The organism is Vibrio sp. NH-7, assembly GCF_053643215.1.
This window is the reverse complement of the sequence record NZ_CM132187.1, coordinates 319,529-333,689: the sequence shown is the minus strand read 5'-3', so window position 1 is coordinate 333,689 and position 14,161 is coordinate 319,529. Positions and strand designations below refer to the sequence as shown.

Annotated in this window: 24 protein-coding genes; 1 reads left to right on the top strand and 23 read right to left on the bottom strand. The window is 47.7% G+C overall.

Features of this window, described 5'->3' with window-relative positions; genetic code table 11:
• Nucleotides 1-57: 57 nt before the first annotated feature.
• The 3 genes from ACUALS_RS01740 to dusA form a co-directional block, all read right to left on the bottom strand.
• Nucleotides 58-726: a TIGR04219 family outer membrane beta-barrel protein gene (locus tag ACUALS_RS01740; protein ID WP_038139341.1), complete on the bottom strand. Its 669-nt coding sequence runs from the start codon at nucleotides 724-726 to the stop codon at nucleotides 58-60.
• A gap of 131 nt (nucleotides 727-857) precedes the next feature.
• Complete coding sequence (gene pspG / locus ACUALS_RS01735) at nucleotides 858-1,067, bottom strand: envelope stress response protein PspG (RefSeq protein WP_038139338.1); 210 nt, start codon at nucleotides 1,065-1,067, stop codon at nucleotides 858-860.
• Nucleotides 1,068-1,226: 159 nt separating this feature from the next.
• The gene (gene dusA / locus ACUALS_RS01730) at nucleotides 1,227-2,228 is read right to left on the bottom strand and encodes a tRNA dihydrouridine(20/20a) synthase DusA (protein WP_454448731.1); all 1,002 of its coding nucleotides are present in this window, start codon (nucleotides 2,226-2,228) and stop codon (nucleotides 1,227-1,229) included.
• A 110-nt stretch (nucleotides 2,229-2,338) separates the two neighbouring features.
• On the opposite strand from dusA, the gene ACUALS_RS01725 reads away from it, so the two are divergent.
• Nucleotides 2,339-3,406, top strand: a complete 1,068-nt coding sequence (locus tag ACUALS_RS01725; protein WP_454448730.1) for a site-specific integrase — start codon at nucleotides 2,339-2,341, stop codon at nucleotides 3,404-3,406.
• Between the two features lie 15 nt (nucleotides 3,407-3,421).
• On the opposite strand, the gene ACUALS_RS01720 is transcribed toward ACUALS_RS01725, so the two are convergent.
• From ACUALS_RS01720 to ACUALS_RS01625, 20 genes are all read right to left on the bottom strand, one after another.
• Nucleotides 3,422-4,225 carry a DUF2971 domain-containing protein gene (locus tag ACUALS_RS01720; RefSeq protein ID WP_454448729.1) on the bottom strand — a complete coding sequence of 268 codons (804 nt, stop codon included), beginning with the start codon at nucleotides 4,223-4,225 and terminating at the stop codon, nucleotides 3,422-3,424.
• Nucleotides 4,226-4,365: 140 nt separating this feature from the next.
• Nucleotides 4,366-4,734, bottom strand: a complete 369-nt coding sequence (locus ACUALS_RS01715; RefSeq protein WP_454448728.1) for a hypothetical protein — start codon at nucleotides 4,732-4,734, stop codon at nucleotides 4,366-4,368.
• Nucleotides 4,735-4,964: 230 nt separating this feature from the next.
• On the bottom strand, nucleotides 4,965-5,117 hold the full coding sequence (locus ACUALS_RS01710; protein ID WP_454448727.1) for a hypothetical protein: 153 nt from the start codon (nucleotides 5,115-5,117) through the stop codon (nucleotides 4,965-4,967).
• Nucleotides 5,117-5,326 carry a hypothetical protein gene (locus tag ACUALS_RS01705; protein WP_454448726.1) on the bottom strand — a complete coding sequence of 70 codons (210 nt, stop codon included), beginning with the start codon at nucleotides 5,324-5,326 and terminating at the stop codon, nucleotides 5,117-5,119. The genes ACUALS_RS01710 and ACUALS_RS01705 overlap by 1 nt, the downstream gene beginning before the upstream one ends.
• Nucleotides 5,327-5,417: 91 nt before the next feature.
• On the bottom strand, nucleotides 5,418-5,927 hold the full coding sequence (locus ACUALS_RS01700; RefSeq protein ID WP_156143328.1) for a structural protein: 510 nt from the start codon (nucleotides 5,925-5,927) through the stop codon (nucleotides 5,418-5,420).
• A gap of 20 nt (nucleotides 5,928-5,947) precedes the next feature.
• Nucleotides 5,948-6,751 (bottom strand): hypothetical protein, encoded by an 804-nt coding sequence (locus tag ACUALS_RS01695; protein WP_454448725.1) that lies wholly within the window; start codon nucleotides 6,749-6,751, stop codon nucleotides 5,948-5,950.
• Entirely contained in the window at nucleotides 6,748-7,296 is a 549-nt protein-coding gene (locus tag ACUALS_RS01690) for a hypothetical protein (protein WP_038192040.1), read from the bottom strand. The genes ACUALS_RS01695 and ACUALS_RS01690 overlap by 4 nt, the downstream gene beginning before the upstream one ends.
• Complete coding sequence (locus ACUALS_RS01685; protein WP_454448724.1) at nucleotides 7,293-7,727, bottom strand: chemotaxis protein; 435 nt, start codon at nucleotides 7,725-7,727, stop codon at nucleotides 7,293-7,295. Before ACUALS_RS01685 ends, ACUALS_RS01690 begins: the two co-directional genes overlap by 4 nt.
• A 2-nt stretch (nucleotides 7,728-7,729) precedes the next feature.
• Nucleotides 7,730-8,101 (bottom strand): hypothetical protein, encoded by a 372-nt coding sequence (locus ACUALS_RS01680; protein ID WP_038192042.1) that lies wholly within the window; start codon nucleotides 8,099-8,101, stop codon nucleotides 7,730-7,732.
• On the bottom strand, nucleotides 8,098-8,304 hold the full coding sequence (locus ACUALS_RS01675) for a hypothetical protein (RefSeq protein WP_005475929.1): 207 nt from the start codon (nucleotides 8,302-8,304) through the stop codon (nucleotides 8,098-8,100). The genes ACUALS_RS01680 and ACUALS_RS01675 overlap by 4 nt, the downstream gene beginning before the upstream one ends.
• Nucleotides 8,301-8,435, bottom strand: a complete 135-nt coding sequence (locus ACUALS_RS01670; RefSeq protein ID WP_263280378.1) for a hypothetical protein — start codon at nucleotides 8,433-8,435, stop codon at nucleotides 8,301-8,303. The genes ACUALS_RS01675 and ACUALS_RS01670 overlap by 4 nt, the downstream gene beginning before the upstream one ends.
• Nucleotides 8,435-8,719 carry a hypothetical protein gene (locus tag ACUALS_RS01665; protein WP_005475961.1) on the bottom strand — a complete coding sequence of 95 codons (285 nt, stop codon included), beginning with the start codon at nucleotides 8,717-8,719 and terminating at the stop codon, nucleotides 8,435-8,437. Before ACUALS_RS01665 ends, ACUALS_RS01670 begins: the two co-directional genes overlap by 1 nt.
• 8 nt (nucleotides 8,720-8,727) lie before the next feature.
• The gene (locus tag ACUALS_RS01660) at nucleotides 8,728-9,555 is read right to left on the bottom strand and encodes a major capsid protein P2 (RefSeq protein WP_005475981.1); all 828 of its coding nucleotides are present in this window, start codon (nucleotides 9,553-9,555) and stop codon (nucleotides 8,728-8,730) included.
• An 11-nt stretch (nucleotides 9,556-9,566) separates the two neighbouring features.
• Nucleotides 9,567-9,695, bottom strand: a complete 129-nt coding sequence (locus tag ACUALS_RS01655; RefSeq protein ID WP_005475944.1) for a hypothetical protein — start codon at nucleotides 9,693-9,695, stop codon at nucleotides 9,567-9,569.
• Between the two features lie 121 nt (nucleotides 9,696-9,816).
• Nucleotides 9,817-10,584, bottom strand: a complete 768-nt coding sequence (locus ACUALS_RS01650) for a hypothetical protein (protein ID WP_454448723.1) — start codon at nucleotides 10,582-10,584, stop codon at nucleotides 9,817-9,819.
• The gene (locus ACUALS_RS01645) at nucleotides 10,550-11,008 is read right to left on the bottom strand and encodes a hypothetical protein (RefSeq protein WP_454448722.1); all 459 of its coding nucleotides are present in this window, start codon (nucleotides 11,006-11,008) and stop codon (nucleotides 10,550-10,552) included. The genes ACUALS_RS01650 and ACUALS_RS01645 overlap by 35 nt, the downstream gene beginning before the upstream one ends.
• Nucleotides 10,992-11,504: a hypothetical protein gene (locus ACUALS_RS01640; RefSeq protein WP_454448721.1), complete on the bottom strand. Its 513-nt coding sequence runs from the start codon at nucleotides 11,502-11,504 to the stop codon at nucleotides 10,992-10,994. The genes ACUALS_RS01645 and ACUALS_RS01640 overlap by 17 nt, the downstream gene beginning before the upstream one ends.
• The gene (locus ACUALS_RS01635) at nucleotides 11,497-11,823 is read right to left on the bottom strand and encodes a hypothetical protein (protein ID WP_038215981.1); all 327 of its coding nucleotides are present in this window, start codon (nucleotides 11,821-11,823) and stop codon (nucleotides 11,497-11,499) included. The genes ACUALS_RS01640 and ACUALS_RS01635 overlap by 8 nt, the downstream gene beginning before the upstream one ends.
• A gap of 74 nt (nucleotides 11,824-11,897) precedes the next feature.
• Entirely contained in the window at nucleotides 11,898-13,799 is a 1,902-nt protein-coding gene (locus ACUALS_RS01630; protein ID WP_454448720.1) for a hypothetical protein, read from the bottom strand.
• A 185-nt stretch (nucleotides 13,800-13,984) separates the two neighbouring features.
• Nucleotides 13,985-14,161, bottom strand: a complete 177-nt coding sequence (locus ACUALS_RS01625) for a hypothetical protein (protein WP_005475975.1) — start codon at nucleotides 14,159-14,161, stop codon at nucleotides 13,985-13,987.

Here is a 14,161-nt window from a genome sequence, read left to right as displayed (position 1 = left end):
AATAGATATAAAAAAACGCCGCTATATAAATAGCGGCGTTTCTCAATGATTTCTTTTTTAGAAGCTAAACTCAGCCCCAACAAACCAACCATTGGCAAAAATAAACGGCTTACCTAAATCTGAGCCACCAGCAACACGGAAATCTTCAGACTCTAAATCGATGACTCGATAACCGCCTTTCAATGCGAGTTGGTTGCCATTCAAATCCATTCGGTACTGAGCACCAGCCATTAAGTCAGTACTCTTGATGCCATTGCTATCACCGAAGTTCATTTCACCAATAATATCAATGGACGTATCAGGAACAGTCAACTCTGCATAGCCGTACCACGCCCAAATCATTCCATCGAATTCTGTATTTCGTGTCGCGTCTTCTGCATTAATGTATTTGGTATTAGACAAGTCACTTAAAGTCACACCCGCATCAAAGTGCATTAAATCATGCTCAAAAATACGGTAGTAAAGTGTTAAGTCTAATTTATCGAATGCCATGTAATCAGCATCGACACTAGAGTAACGAATTCGAGCATCAGGTACGTACTTAACATTATGCTCTATGGCTGCATAAAAGCTTGGGGAAGTGTCGCTATCACGGTTTACTTCATTAACCTTTGTCTCCGACAACCACATTTCAGCACCAATCTTCGTCGTCAATGATGACTCTTCAGCGACAGCTGGCACTGACATGACAGCAGCAGCGAGTAAGGCTGCAGTTTTAAAACCCATGAACTTGTTTCTCCCAGTAATGGTGCTTGCTCCTCCCAAGACGAGTAATCGTCAATGGAGGTGTATACGATATGCGCGAATTCTACCATACACACCCGCCATCCCAGCAACTATTTATCTCTGGATGAGAATTAACGAGCCTGCGCTACATGAGATTTAAAGAACCATATACCGATCGCAATCACGATGAGCCAAGGTAATATTTTAAGTACTGCACCTAACATTCCAAGCAGAACCATGACAACAATAGAAAACGCTACCGCAGCAAATACCGTCAGCATAGTGACTCCCGTAACGAGTAGTGTCGCGGTAAATACCAAAATAAAAATCAGTTCAAACATACGCTTCTCCTTTGTTTGAACTGACTCTTTCAGATTATGTGCCAACTTCATAAAATCAAATAAGGCACTGATTTTATGAGACAAAATAAAAAAAGCGCTCACAATGAGCGCCTTCTTAATAATTAGATTTGGTATATTTCACCACTCTGTTGGTATTTTTTACACATCCAACTCTTGCGGAATTTTCGCTAAAGCCGCTTCAACCACCTCGATACCCGCGCCTGGTTTGTGCGCATTCTCGCTAATGTATCGACGCCACTGACGGGCACCTGGCATCGCTTGGAACAAACCAATCATATGACGAGTAATGTGGCCAAGATAAGCGCCTTTCGAAAGCTGAGCTTCAATGTATGGGTACATTTCCTTTACGACTTGAGAGCGTTTCTTGATCGGCTTGTCTAAACCAAAGATCTGCTGATCCACTTCCGCTAGTAGATACGGGTTCTGGTAAGCTTCGCGACCGACCATCACACCATCTACATGCTCTAAGTGAGACAGAGAATCGCCCAGTGTCTTTACCCCACCGTTTACGGCAATGTTTAGATGAGCAAAATCTTTCTTTAGTTGATACGCACGAGGGTAATCCAACGGTGGAATCTCTCGGTTTTCTTTCGGGCTTAACCCTGACAACCAAGCCTTACGCGCATGAATAGTAAACTGGTCACAACCGCCTTTCTCTGAAACAATCGAAACAAAATCTGTCAAAAACTCATAAGAATCTTGGTCATCAATACCGATACGTGTTTTCACCGTGACTGGAATATCCACCACATCACGCATTGCAGCTACACAATCCGCCACCAACTGAGGCTCCGCCATCAAACAAGCACCGAAACGGCCATTTTGCACACGATCTGATGGGCACCCTACATTAAGGTTGATCTCATCATAGCCGCGTTCTGCTGCGAGCTTAGCGCAAGTCGCGAGATCTTGAGGGTTCGAGCCACCTAACTGCAGTGCCACCGGATGTTCTTCTTCGTTATACGCTAAAAAATCACCTTTACCATGAATGATCGCGCCAGTCGTAACCATCTCTGTATAAAGCAGAGTCTCGTTTGTCAGCAAGCGATGGAAGTAGCGGCAATGACGATCTGTCCAATCGAGCATGGGTGCAATGGAAAAGCGGTTAGCCGCGTATTTACTAGTATTGTCAGGTTTCATAAGGTGTTACTCGAAATCTTACCACTGTATATACATACAGCAACTTGCTAGAATTGCCCCAAATTTACCGACTCAGTACGCATATAGTACGCATCGAAGGAGTAGGACAAATGGCATCATTCAGCATTAAAAAACGAACACTAAAAAGCGGCGAATTGCGCTTCACAGTGGACATCGTAGTCAAAAAGAATTCGGCGATTATACACAGAGAATCGAAAACATTCAGGAAAAAAGAACTCGCTCGAACCTATGCAAACAAACGGGTTCTAGAGTTAGAAAATCCGGACGCATCCGGACAAAAATCCGTACCGCTATACGTACTGTTCGATAAGTTTATGGAAGAGCCTGATTTGTGGGAAAAAACCGGACGGACAAAGCAGTATGTCATCAAGCTACTTCGTGACTGTGATATTGCCAATATTGAAAGCGACAAATTGAGAACAAGTGACCTGATCCAACACTGCAAAAATCGCAAGGGTGCAGGAGCTGGCGGCGCGACTATCTACCATGACATTGCTTATCTTCGTTCAGTGATGAAGAAAGCCAAACCCGTTTTCAATATTGCAGCCAATTTTCAGATATTCGATGAAGCGGTTCCCGTTCTGACTGATATGGGCTTAATTGGTAAAAGCCAGAAGCGCACTCGCCGCCCTACTTCCAAAGAATTGAAATTATTGAAAGAAGGCTTGGAGAAAAGGGAATCCTTTAGGCCGAATGGGAAAACACGAATCCCATTTACCGATATTCTTGAGTTCAGCATCCTTACCTGTATGCGCATTGGTGAAGTCTGCTCGATTCGATGGGAAGACCTTGACCAAGAAAACAAAACCGTAGTGGTAAGAGACAGAAAAGACCCACGCAAAAAGACCGGCAACCACATGCTTGTTCCTTTGCTTGGGGAATCATTCGATATTGCCCTCAGACAACCAAAGAAAGGTGATCGCATTTTTCCCTACAACCCGCGAAGCGTGAGCGCAGGATTCCAAAGAGTGCGTAACGAATTAGGCATTGAAGATTTGAGGTATCACGATTTGCGACGAGAAGGGGCAAGCCGCTTGTTTGAAAAAGGCTACTCGATTGAAGAGGTGGCTCAAGTCACAGGGCATAGAAGTTTGAATGTGCTTTGGCAGGTTTATACGCAATTGTTTCCTCAAAAACTGCATAAAAAGGCTCAATAGTGAGCCTTTTTGTATTTATTGGCTGAAGTACAATTTTTCTAGCTCTAGAGCTTGTACTTCTGTCAAGCCAAGCGTATCACGAATTATAAAACAAAAGTCAGCATTTGATACTGCGGTGAAAACAACCGGTATCCCATAGATTTCGTGAAACTTACGAGCTGATTCTTTAAGGTCTCCAGACGCATTAACTCCAACGAATACACTTTCAATGCTATCCACATCAACATAATTGACATAAATACCTCCACCAACATTTGTACAATCTTCAAAACTATAAGAGAGACGGTACTCGTTTTCATACTTCCAATGCTTAGATTTGATATAAAAATCACTGAGGGACAATAAGTCATTATTTAGCAAAAAATCACCATCGACTCTTGGACGATAATCTTTATACACAACAGGAGTAAGTCTGTTTACAACTTTAGAATTGTCTTTAAACTTTACTGCAATTCCCTTATGAGATTCTGAGTAGTGTGCCCACATCAGAATGTTAGCTGGAACTTTTTTTTGAGAAAAAGAAAAGCATGCTACTCCAATTTTTTTACTTATTTCATCAACAATGTTTACTTCTACAGCCTTGTCATATTCATCTATTTTACTATCTGGTATTTCATATTTTTCAATTAAAGAAACACCACCATTTAAGTTAAATGAAATATTTCTGAATTTTTTATCGTCTGACACATGCTCTTTGGCTAAGAACTCAGGGGATAGTTCAAATGGATCATTATAGTCATTAGGAGGGGATATTCTAATAGATAGCTCTGTAAGAAATTTTTTGGCCCCTACAACTCCCATATATTTAAAGATTGGCACTTCTTGTTAACTCCACAAGTAAAACACTGATGTTCGAGGGTGCGACGCTATACCTTCATCGTTACAAATCACTTAACTCAATTAAACCAACGCGAAGTAGGAATCCTTCACGTTAGCACCTGATTTTACTCGAATGATAATTATATGAGGTAATCGTAGTTTCGTTCTATATAGTTGGGACCACGGTAACTACGATTGCACGTTAGGCACTTCCATAAGTCTTCACCATCTGTTTGAAGTCTAATCTGTTTGTCGGCATTGTCTTGGCACTGTTGGCAAAAAGGTCCATCTTTAACGTTATCTTGAACTCTCCAATAGAAAGGAGCCTCATAATCAAGGTTATTCTTTCTATTTAGTTCTTTCTCTAATTGAACAACTTTCTCCTTGAGATCAAGGTTTTCCTCTTGCAGAGACAACGCAGCCTCCCTCAGCTCCATGATTTTTTCCTGAGCTTCAACTGTTGCTCCCTTTTTTACTAATTCCGCAATATCTTTATATCTCGGAAGCATACTACTCCTCCTGTACGCTAACTCCACGCATGACTAATGCAGCCAAGTAACAATAGCATCGGATTATCAATCAGTTGAATATTCAAACTAAAAATCATTATGCAAACTGTGTTCTATGTCATTAATCAGTACGCTTTCCCAACATCACTCGCAAAAAAGCCCACTCCAAAGAGTGGGCTAACATAGTCAAACGTCATATGACGAAGACAATGACGTTTACGATGACGTTTTTAGTGACGTTCTTCTAGGCGAACAATCCGCTCTTCCATTTTTTCCATCGTTCGACGGATCCACTTGAGGTCGGTTTTAATCGCCACGCCAACACCAATACCACTAGAGATTGCGCTCACCGCAGCTATGATTAGGGCTTGGTATTCCGCCATTATTTGCTCTCGTTACGTAGGGTTTCCCATAGACCAAGCGCCATCGGCACAAGCGTACCAATAAGGCCACCGTAGCTTGCGCCGGACTCGCTTACCGAGACCGTCAGTAGCTCAGGACGCCCTGACGCAGCAGCCACACCCGCCGCAATGAGCGCCGCTCCTTTGTACGTGGACGGCTGTTTGATAAGACTTTCTAGATACTTTTTCATAGCAATTTATTCCCTTTCAGAAACTTGATGGCGTAGGCACTCAAGATGGCCCCTATCACCATCACGATGATTTTCTTGGCGTCTTGTTTGGTCATGCCATTTGTACCCCTTGCTGTGCTTGCTCTAGGGTGTAATGGCGACCGACTTCCATAATCGACATCGAATGGATCAGACGCGCCAGCGTGTTGTCGCTGCGTAGGTCAATCGGCGCATCAGGGCTCACGCCGACACGCTTCGCCACAAACTCGGCGTAATGGTCTGAGTTATTTTCATGGCTTGGCGCAAACTTATGGATAAGCTCACGGATACTCTCTAGGCCGTAGCGCCCTTGGTAGGTATCACGCAGCAATTTAGCTCCTGCTCGGAAGCCATATTCCGGCGCTTGGAAGGTTTCAAAACGGCTATCCACCGATGGCGTGACCTTGCCGAGCCAGTTGTTATTTACATTGCTCTCGATGTTGAGCGGGTTATTCGCTCGAACGCCGCGAGGCTTGCGAATGGTATTCACCACGTTGGTTACCTCTTGAGTGATGGTTTCAATAACATCGCTCCCACGTTGTGAGCGGGTGACGTAAACCACACCACCCACAAGCAGAAGCATGAAGGCAATAACGGGCGCTCTCACACAGGCACCACGTTGTTATCAACCTTATCCACGACATTCACGTCCAACACGCTGATAGAGAACGGCTCGGCGTAAGAGACGTACATGCTGAGCGGATTCAGCTCAATGACGTTTTCCGTCCAGAGGATTTTTTCAGAGTATTCCTCCCACGGAATCTCGGTGTACTCCCACACGAGCTGACACGCTAGATGCAGATTGTTGAACGTAAAGTTCAATGCCTCCGCCGTCAGTCCCGTGTTGTTGCCTTCGGTTGGGCCAAGCGGCAAACGCGCCACCTTGGTGTAGTTGGCCGTTAGTACCAAAACGTCGTGACTGTCTCGGTTCACATTGACCGGAATACGAACCAAGGGCTCGACAATTTCAGGCGTTTTATCAATATCAAAGCCAATATCGAGCGCTAACCCGTCCCACAGGTTCACATCCGAAAACCCGTCCGCGTTCAGGCCGATTTGATAGCGAATGTTGATGCTCAGCGTGAACTCAAGCTCTTTGTTTTGATGGCCGTCGATGTCTTCCAGAATCGAATCGCGCATGGTTTGGGGCACAAAGTCACTCACCGTCACCGTTTGGCCGTTTTGGTCCACAATGGAAAAGCAGTCTTTACGGATGTAATCGGCGTAGGCTTGTTGCGGGTAGCGCACCGGACGCAAGTCCAAGGTCGGTTTAATCGTCTGAGCCACAATCCCAAGGTGACCGCCGGAGCCTTGCGACAAGACGTATTGGGCGAGGCGCTCCACCTTGTTGACTGAGCTGCCCTCACCGATGATTTGGCGAATACGGTCAAAAAGTTGTTCGTTCATGAGTGACACTCCAAGATAAACACGCGATCGGTTTCTGCTCCTGTCAGTTCGATGGCGGCGGTCGATTCAATCTCAATGAGCTCACCCGCCAGTAGCGGATAGCTCCCGTTAATCAAAATCTGCTCGGCGTTATCGCTTGGGGTGCGAATGGTGATTTTTTGTCGAGTCAGATTCTCTTCAAGGCTTGCGGGCATCGTGAGCTCTTGCGCATCAATGGCGCTGCTCTTGGGCTGCACCTTGGTTTTCACTTGCTGATTCGGCGCAATCTCCATTGGTGGCATTAACTCAATGACCACACGCTGACCGTCCGAGGGCGGTTGGAAGTCGCCTTTACCAAATTCCACATCAATGGTTTGAGACTCGCTCGAATGCAGCAGCACTCGACCAAGCAGCTCGTTGTTTTTAATCACCGAGCCTTGCGGGATTGTCACGCGCTCACCCGTGACGGTTTCCATCACAATCGGCGCGCTTGCGTAACGCAGCCACAGCCAAGAGCCGGAAATGGTCACTGGATACGGCTGATTTTCTTGCAGCGTAAATTTCATCGTTTCTTCAGTGCCATCATGGCCACCGCTCCTAGAATCAAGGCAATCACAACCAACATGATGATTTGCTCTTTGCGCGTCTCACTTTGGCCGTTGTCTTGTTTGAATTTCGCCAGCTCCATAATGGAATCTAGGCTTTGTTTGTTTTGCTCGGCTTGGTTACCCGCGAGCCCTGCCAACAGTTGCAAGTTCTCCGAGTTCGCCGCGCTCATATCGTCTAAGGCATCACCCGCAAACGACAGCGAGCCATTCATTGCGCTTTCGGCAAATAACAGGCTTTTCTCGATGGCGCCGTGGTCCGTGGCCGTGACCGTAATGGTCGAATCCGACACGCCACTAATGGCCGTTCCGAGGTTGTTGCCAGAAATGGCATTTTGACCGCTGACGTTACTGGTCGAGGTGATGTTCTTAGAGCTGGATTTACCACCCATAATTACACTCTCATTGTTAGGTGCGTGGTGTCGGTCAGAGGCTTTTCCGTGGTGTTCAAGCGGCGAACCAAACGCGCCAACGCGGGGAAATAGGTCTCAGCGGAAATACTGGTTAACCCTGCATTCTTCACATAGGTTTGAAGCTCTCGAATGCCTTGAATCACCCCATAGCCGGATACGCCCCATAGGTAATAGCTCTCACCGAGGATTTCTCCGGCCACTGTGATGTCGTAGCCCTCACCCGTTAGTTGATAGAGGCTTACGCGCCCTGTCTGGACTTCGGCTTTCAGCTCCTCAAAGTCCTGCGGACAAGCGCGAAAGGCCACCTTCAATCGGGCAAGCGCTTCGGGGTTCTCAGTGACACAGACAATCATTTCTTACGCAGCACCAGAAAAGCCAAAATGACCACCACCGCGCCAATCAACCAAGGGCTCACCCCTTGAGGGCTTCCCATGTTGATGGAGCCAATGCTTTGGCCGCTGTTATTGGTACTCGTAGCCGTAGAGGGGCCAGCTTGACCGCCACTAATAGGCATGGTGCCGCTATTGGTGAGGCCACCGCCTAGCATCGGAATCATAAGCCCCCCTTAAGAAGCGCGTAGCCCACGACCAAGAGCACCAACATCATCACAAGCTTGCTTGAGCCCTCAGAGAGCTGAAAGCCAACAATGCCGCCACCCAAAAACACCACAGGGAGTAGAAAAGGCATTACTTACCCCCTTTCATCAGCATCACGACAAGCAAGAGAACAATAAGCGCGCCCACACCCATGACGATGTAAGTCGTATTCATGCCCCCTTGATGGCTAACCAGAGGGCGACCATCGGCGGTCTGCCCCTCTACTTGATGCGGTCGTGCTTCGTCTGGGTTGCTTGCGGTCTGCTTGTTGTCGATGTCGTTTTGAGCCACACCTTTGATCCAAGTGCTGCCCGCATCAGAGACCGCATCGACGAGCTCGCCGCCTGCCTCACTGATTGCATCTAACCAACTCATAGCCACTCCTATTGCGCGTTAACCACAGCCACTTGCTCGATGGCTTCCACGATAAGCGGCACACTGCCGGACGAGGATTTCTCAAGCTCAAATTGCAGTGAGCGCACCGCTTGGGTTTTCAGCTTGCCTTCCGTACCAAAACCAGTACGAATGAAGTCGAGCGAGAACCAACCATCGTTTTGCTCAAGGCCCATCGCCGCCAAGTCGAAAGCGTTGTCCGCTTTGTTGACGTTCATTTCTTCACGGTCGTCACGAATGACGCGAACACGCTCAATCGTGTCGTCTTTGAAGTGAACACGGTTAATGTTCAGGTATGGCGAGCGCTCAGCCCAATCAAACGGTGTACGACCAGAGGCAGACGCGAACCACGTCAGCGAGAAGATGCGCGGCATAAAGATGCGCTGCGTTTGCGCTTCCGTAATATGAGCGCGGGCGCGAATGCTTGGCGCCTCGACACCGCTTTTCGCTTTCAGTTGGATGTACACAAACCAGATTTCGCCTGGCAACGTCACGAGCTCACCTTGGCGAACGCCAATCTTGGTGCGCATGGTCATGTCGCTAAACGAGATCACGTAGCGGCCTTGCTGCGTGTAGTTCGAGCGGTGCTCTTGTAAATCCACCATGTCTTGACCAGAGAGCGAGACAATCTCTTTACCGTTGTGAGTGATGCGCACGCGCTCAATATCAGACGGGTTAAAGATGTTCGTCACTAGCTCAAGGTTTTGGTAGGTTGGCCCCGACACCAAACGCAGCGTAGCTTGGTTGCCCCATGCCACACCCTCAACAGGGTCGAGCTCTTTTGGACGCGGGTTAAATAGTGTTTGAAGTGCTTCCATTACCGTTCTCCTTAGAACCAGCCAGTTTTGCCGTTGATGGTTTCTTTCAGAGTTTTCATGGCCGCAATGTTGTTAATCGCCGCCAAGATGATGATGGTCAGCAAAGCCGTGATTAACATGTTTTTGTGTTGTGCTTTCATGTTGTTTCCAATTCGTCACAGGTTGAAAAGAGCCTTGATTAAGAAAGGAAACGAAACAAAGGACAATGAAGGGCAACCTATAGGTTAAGTGGTTAACCTATAGGTTAGAGTGTGAAGGGCATCACCGATAATTTAGGGAGGTTTTCGCCCCTGTTTGGCAGTTAAATGCGCGCTTTTCAACGTTACCAATCCCATCACGCACGAGCATGTATTCAGCAATCGGCTTGTTGATTTTCTGCTTGTTGACCTTGGCCGAAACCAGCGAGGCAATCTCGCTAATCTCTAAGCCTTTTTTGTCAGCCAACCATTTGGCATCGGACATCGAGTTGACCGCACCAATCCACCAAGTCGAGGATTGTTCAGTCACGGTTTTTGGCACTTCCTGACCACGCTGAAACACGGTGTGAATCACTAAGCCATACTGACGACCACCGCGAAGCAGCTCCCCCGCTTTGCCCTTGAGTTTGCCGGAGGTCTCAACGCAGCTCGCCAACTCTTCGATAACGGTATGCAGCTTGGGCGCATGGCCGTTACCCATCGCCCACACCACCGCGCTAAAGAACTCCAATTCATCAGCCGTTGCCCCGCCCTTGGGAATGTACGCGAGCTTAAACGACTGACCGGAGCGACGAGCCATCACTAACGATTTGACGAACGCGGCGCGAGATTCAGTGCCATGACACATCTGTCCTTGAAACTTCGCCCCTGCATAATTTCGGTACGGGTCAAAGAACACCGCTTGCGAGGCTTTCGGCACGAGTCCCAAATGCTTCACTGCCGAGGTTTTACCCCCGCCCGTTCCCGCCACATAAATCACATGCTCTGCATCGTGTGACGGGTTGGAGTTCACCGGATTAGGCAGGTTGAGCGGCTTTGGCTTTTTCGACATTGCGTTTCTCCTCCTCCGCTTTTTGCATCGCTAACTCTTTGATGGTGCGCTTTGAGGTATAAATCAGACCAAGCACCGCAATCAGCAGCGTGGCCTCTTCGATGTAATCCCCAAACACGGCCATAATGCTGCCGCCGTGTTTATTGAGCACAGGCACCGCAGCATTGATCACTTCGGTTTTGCCTTTCTCATCAAAACTAAATTCCACACCGGAAATAATGCAGGTGGCTTGCTCGCACAAGGTGAACATCACTCCCATAAAACCTTGCAGCGCTTCATCGTTCAGCCCTTCGGTTTCTGGTGCGGTTTCTTCGGTTAGTTCAGTGGGTGACTCTTCGGTTTCAAGCTGCTTGATAAACCCGCCAAAATCGCCCCAATCATCGCTCTCAGTCAATGGCTCCAAGGTTTCATTCGGTTGCTGCATTGGCGACCTCCTCAGATTGTGGTTTTGGCATCAATAAGCGAAAAGCCCACAGTAGGACAATCAGTACACCAAGTGCGGTCAATACACGCTTGAACGAAAAGAACGACTTTGAGACGGGCGCTTTCTCTTCGGTTTCGCTTTCGGTTAACTCAGTGCTTTCAACCTTGCTATCACTGGGCTCAGAGATAGTATCAGGCTCAACACTTTCAACGGTTTCTAGTGCGTTGGCTTCGGTTGAATCGAGCGCTTCGAGCTTTTGGCCTACCATGATCCTTTCCGTTGAAAAGCGTTCTTCGATGTACTTATCAACGCTTTTACTCATGGAGCTATTACCGCAGTTTGGACACTTGTAATACTTCAAACCAAGGTTGCGACTGTTCTTCGGTGGCTCGCCTTCGGCAATCAAGCGCCCTTCACCTACTTGATGTACGGTTGCTTCACTTGAGCACACCGGACAAGGCACATAACCGCGAACCGGATTCGGATGTTTACTCATGGCTACCCTCCACCACTTGCGCTTCTTCAATACCATCCAACTGGTTGAGGTTAGCGGTCACATGAGCACGGTATTTCTTACGCGCCACATTGTTGAGCTTGGTTAACTGTTCAATTTGCTCAAAGAAGTTAGGCGCAAGCCCTAGCGCTTCTAGTGAAAAAGAGCCCGTCATTAACATCTTGGTGGCTTTGCTCATTAGCTTGCTCATGTCCATCTCTTTGAGCTTTTTCACTTCGTTCTCAACGTTGGCCGTTAATTGGTCTGCCGCATCTAACGCGGCAAGGTCACGCTGACATTCTTGAATAGAGAGTGATTTCATTGGTTTTCCTCTGTCTCACGACGTTAGTTAATAAGGTGCCCCTGATTCCCATCGTTGGCGTGTTTGATTGTTGGCTAAGCGGCTAACCTGCCTTCTAGGTAGTCAGATTTAACGCTCTGCCAATAGTTAATTTCTTCTTCGGTCGGCTCATTAGGTACAGGCTCTTTTAAAACACTCTGCCAATACGCTCGCCTTTCTAAAAAATGTTCATATTGAGCTTGATACTGCTCTCTTGCTTGCTCTCGAATATCACTTAAGTCGATATGATGCCGAGTGCCATAAACCTCTCGCTCCAACACTTCACTATATTGGCCCGTTGCGCCTAGCAGCTCCATTGACCAACCACGCGCCCCACACGCCCAATGCAAGAAGCTGTCTAATCGTTCACGCGATTTATCACCATCAAAGGTGATAGAAAAACGATTCATGCTCGAAACGTGCATTTCTTTTTGCTTCATATCTTGAGTGACTTTCTTGGCCGCTCGCTCTAAACGAATGATGCGACTTTGCAGTTTGTCTAAATACGCTTGGGGCTGATCTTGTTTCTTCGCAATGCCGGACGCTTTAATGGTTTGAGCCTTCATCTTGTTGATGCGAGAAAGTGAACGCTGTAGCGGTTTCTTCCATTGCTCTAACTTGTAGCCAAGCTCTTTAATCACAGCAGTAATGTTGTCAGCTTCGAACGTGGCTAATGTTTCCCATGCCGGAGCGCGAGAACAACGCGCAATGTTATAGCGATTGCCACGAATCAAGCCTTGGTCTGCGTTCTCACCTTTCGCGGCATAACCGAGCGCTTTAATCAGATAGGAGCTTGCCGCTTTGGGTTGCTTAATCCATTCAAGGTGCGCCATCCCCTGCCCCCAAAGTGCTTCAAGTCGTTTCGCCCAATCAGCAAAAACCGATTTATCTACCGACCAACGCATCACCAAATGAATGTGAGGGTTTGGCTCACCGATAATTTCGCCGTTTTCATCTTTGCTTGGTGGACACTCTGCCACCCAAATGTAATGAAAATCCGCTTTGTCTCGGTCTGGGCCGAACTCGGTTGGCTTCGCTTTGTAGTGAGGTTCAATTTTTCTTCCTGTCTCAGTTTCCCAACCGCGCTGATACATTTTCTTGCAGCCACCCAAGAAGCGAGAGACCTCTCGCCCCATCGTAGTCTCAAGCACTTTGATCACCTTGAACGGTTTCTCGGGTAATAAGGTGTATTGCCCGTCTTTGCCGTGAACCAACGTGCCTTTGTCTCGCTCAAATCGAATCGGCGTGTAAGGTCGCCCTTCGGCTTCAGCCATTGCCCCGAATAACGCCATGCGCTGCTCATGCGAAAAGGTCAGAGTGAGGAACGTAGTAAATCCATCATGGCACTGCGCAACATAAGCGCCCGACTCAAAGATTTTCGACACACTTCGCTTAGTGAGCTTTTCAGTGAAGCGTTCTCCCACATTGGCATCCGGTGCGCTTCCCGCTGGCGGTTGAGTGACTATCTGCGCACGATGCTGACCTGACCAATCTCGTTTTTGTAGATGCAAGGAAACAGGGGATGATTCTGGGGTAAACGTTGTTTTCTCATGCGCAAGCGGTAACACAGCCGCACTCGTTCGCCCTGTAGTCGCGTACAGGCTTTCAAAGCTGTCATGCCCTTTCCTGCTATCAAGCTCCGTTTTAACGCCGCGAGGATGCTTGAGCACTCGCAGACGCTTATCAATTCGAGCGATTTTCTGGCGTTTTTTGTCGTGTCCGACTTTTGCGCCCTTGGACAAGCCTATTGTTTCCTCGCTATCGCGAGCCGCTTCGCGGATGTGTTTGGTGCGCAAAAAATGCAGTTGTTCATAGACACGGAGTTTTTGGTTCTCACTCTCAGCCCATTGCTGAAAATCAGAACCTAAAAAACCCGCTTCATAGCAGGCATTGGTTTTCAAGATTTTATCGAGTGGGCGAACAGCTCCGCCCACATACAGTAGATCTTCTTTTTTCATTGCTTAAGTTCGTCGCCACGTAAGCGGATTTACGTTCAAGCCTTTCGGATTCTTTTGGTTTAAGCCGTGTTCCTCGCGGAGCTTTTGCAAAATTCTGATAGAGCGCTGTCGCTTTTTAGGGTCTGGGTTCACCATTCCCGCCATATCAGGACAGGGCAAATGAATGGGGTCAGATACCTGCACAGTTACACCTCCAAACTCTCTAGCAGCTCAATGGCCTCTTGGAGTTGGCAACAAACCTGATCCAAATAGGCTTCTGCATTGGGTACGGGTGCGATTCGTGAGCCAATAGCCTCAAGCAGTGCTTTGGCTTCGCTTGAGTGAGTAAAATCAATGTTGATTGCGTGAATGGGTGTATTCAT

Coding starts and splice junctions, on each gene's coding strand:
- ACUALS_RS01740 (WP_038139341.1), bottom strand. CDS start 726: ATGGGTTTTAAAACTGCAGCCTTACTCGCTGCTGCTGTCATGTCAGTG.
- pspG (WP_038139338.1), bottom strand. CDS start 1,067: ATGTTTGAACTGATTTTTATTTTGGTATTTACCGCGACACTACTCGTT.
- dusA (WP_454448731.1), bottom strand. CDS start 2,228: ATGAAACCTGACAATACTAGTAAATACGCGGCTAACCGCTTTTCCATT.
- ACUALS_RS01725 (WP_454448730.1), top strand. CDS start 2,339: ATGGCATCATTCAGCATTAAAAAACGAACACTAAAAAGCGGCGAATTG.
- ACUALS_RS01715 (WP_454448728.1), bottom strand. CDS start 4,734: ATGCTTCCGAGATATAAAGATATTGCGGAATTAGTAAAAAAGGGAGCA.
- ACUALS_RS01710 (WP_454448727.1), bottom strand. CDS start 5,117: ATGGCGGAATACCAAGCCCTAATCATAGCTGCGGTGAGCGCAATCTCT.
- ACUALS_RS01705 (WP_454448726.1), bottom strand. CDS start 5,326: ATGAAAAAGTATCTAGAAAGTCTTATCAAACAGCCGTCCACGTACAAA.
- ACUALS_RS01700 (WP_156143328.1), bottom strand. CDS start 5,927: ATGCTTCTGCTTGTGGGTGGTGTGGTTTACGTCACCCGCTCACAACGT.
- ACUALS_RS01695 (WP_454448725.1), bottom strand. CDS start 6,751: ATGAACGAACAACTTTTTGACCGTATTCGCCAAATCATCGGTGAGGGC.
- ACUALS_RS01690 (WP_038192040.1), bottom strand. CDS start 7,296: ATGAAATTTACGCTGCAAGAAAATCAGCCGTATCCAGTGACCATTTCC.
- ACUALS_RS01685 (WP_454448724.1), bottom strand. CDS start 7,727: ATGGGTGGTAAATCCAGCTCTAAGAACATCACCTCGACCAGTAACGTC.
- ACUALS_RS01680 (WP_038192042.1), bottom strand. CDS start 8,101: ATGATTGTCTGTGTCACTGAGAACCCCGAAGCGCTTGCCCGATTGAAG.
- ACUALS_RS01675 (WP_005475929.1), bottom strand. CDS start 8,304: ATGATTCCGATGCTAGGCGGTGGCCTCACCAATAGCGGCACCATGCCT.
- ACUALS_RS01670 (WP_263280378.1), bottom strand. CDS start 8,435: ATGCCTTTTCTACTCCCTGTGGTGTTTTTGGGTGGCGGCATTGTTGGC.
- ACUALS_RS01665 (WP_005475961.1), bottom strand. CDS start 8,719: ATGAGTTGGTTAGATGCAATCAGTGAGGCAGGCGGCGAGCTCGTCGAT.
- ACUALS_RS01660 (WP_005475981.1), bottom strand. CDS start 9,555: ATGGAAGCACTTCAAACACTATTTAACCCGCGTCCAAAAGAGCTCGAC.
- ACUALS_RS01655 (WP_005475944.1), bottom strand. CDS start 9,695: ATGAAAGCACAACACAAAAACATGTTAATCACGGCTTTGCTGACCATC.
- ACUALS_RS01650 (WP_454448723.1), bottom strand. CDS start 10,584: ATGTCGAAAAAGCCAAAGCCGCTCAACCTGCCTAATCCGGTGAACTCC.
- ACUALS_RS01645 (WP_454448722.1), bottom strand. CDS start 11,008: ATGCAGCAACCGAATGAAACCTTGGAGCCATTGACTGAGAGCGATGAT.
- ACUALS_RS01640 (WP_454448721.1), bottom strand. CDS start 11,504: ATGAGTAAACATCCGAATCCGGTTCGCGGTTATGTGCCTTGTCCGGTG.
- ACUALS_RS01635 (WP_038215981.1), bottom strand. CDS start 11,823: ATGAAATCACTCTCTATTCAAGAATGTCAGCGTGACCTTGCCGCGTTA.
- ACUALS_RS01630 (WP_454448720.1), bottom strand. CDS start 13,799: ATGAAAAAAGAAGATCTACTGTATGTGGGCGGAGCTGTTCGCCCACTC.
- ACUALS_RS01625 (WP_005475975.1), bottom strand. CDS start 14,161: ATGAATACACCCATTCACGCAATCAACATTGATTTTACTCACTCAAGC.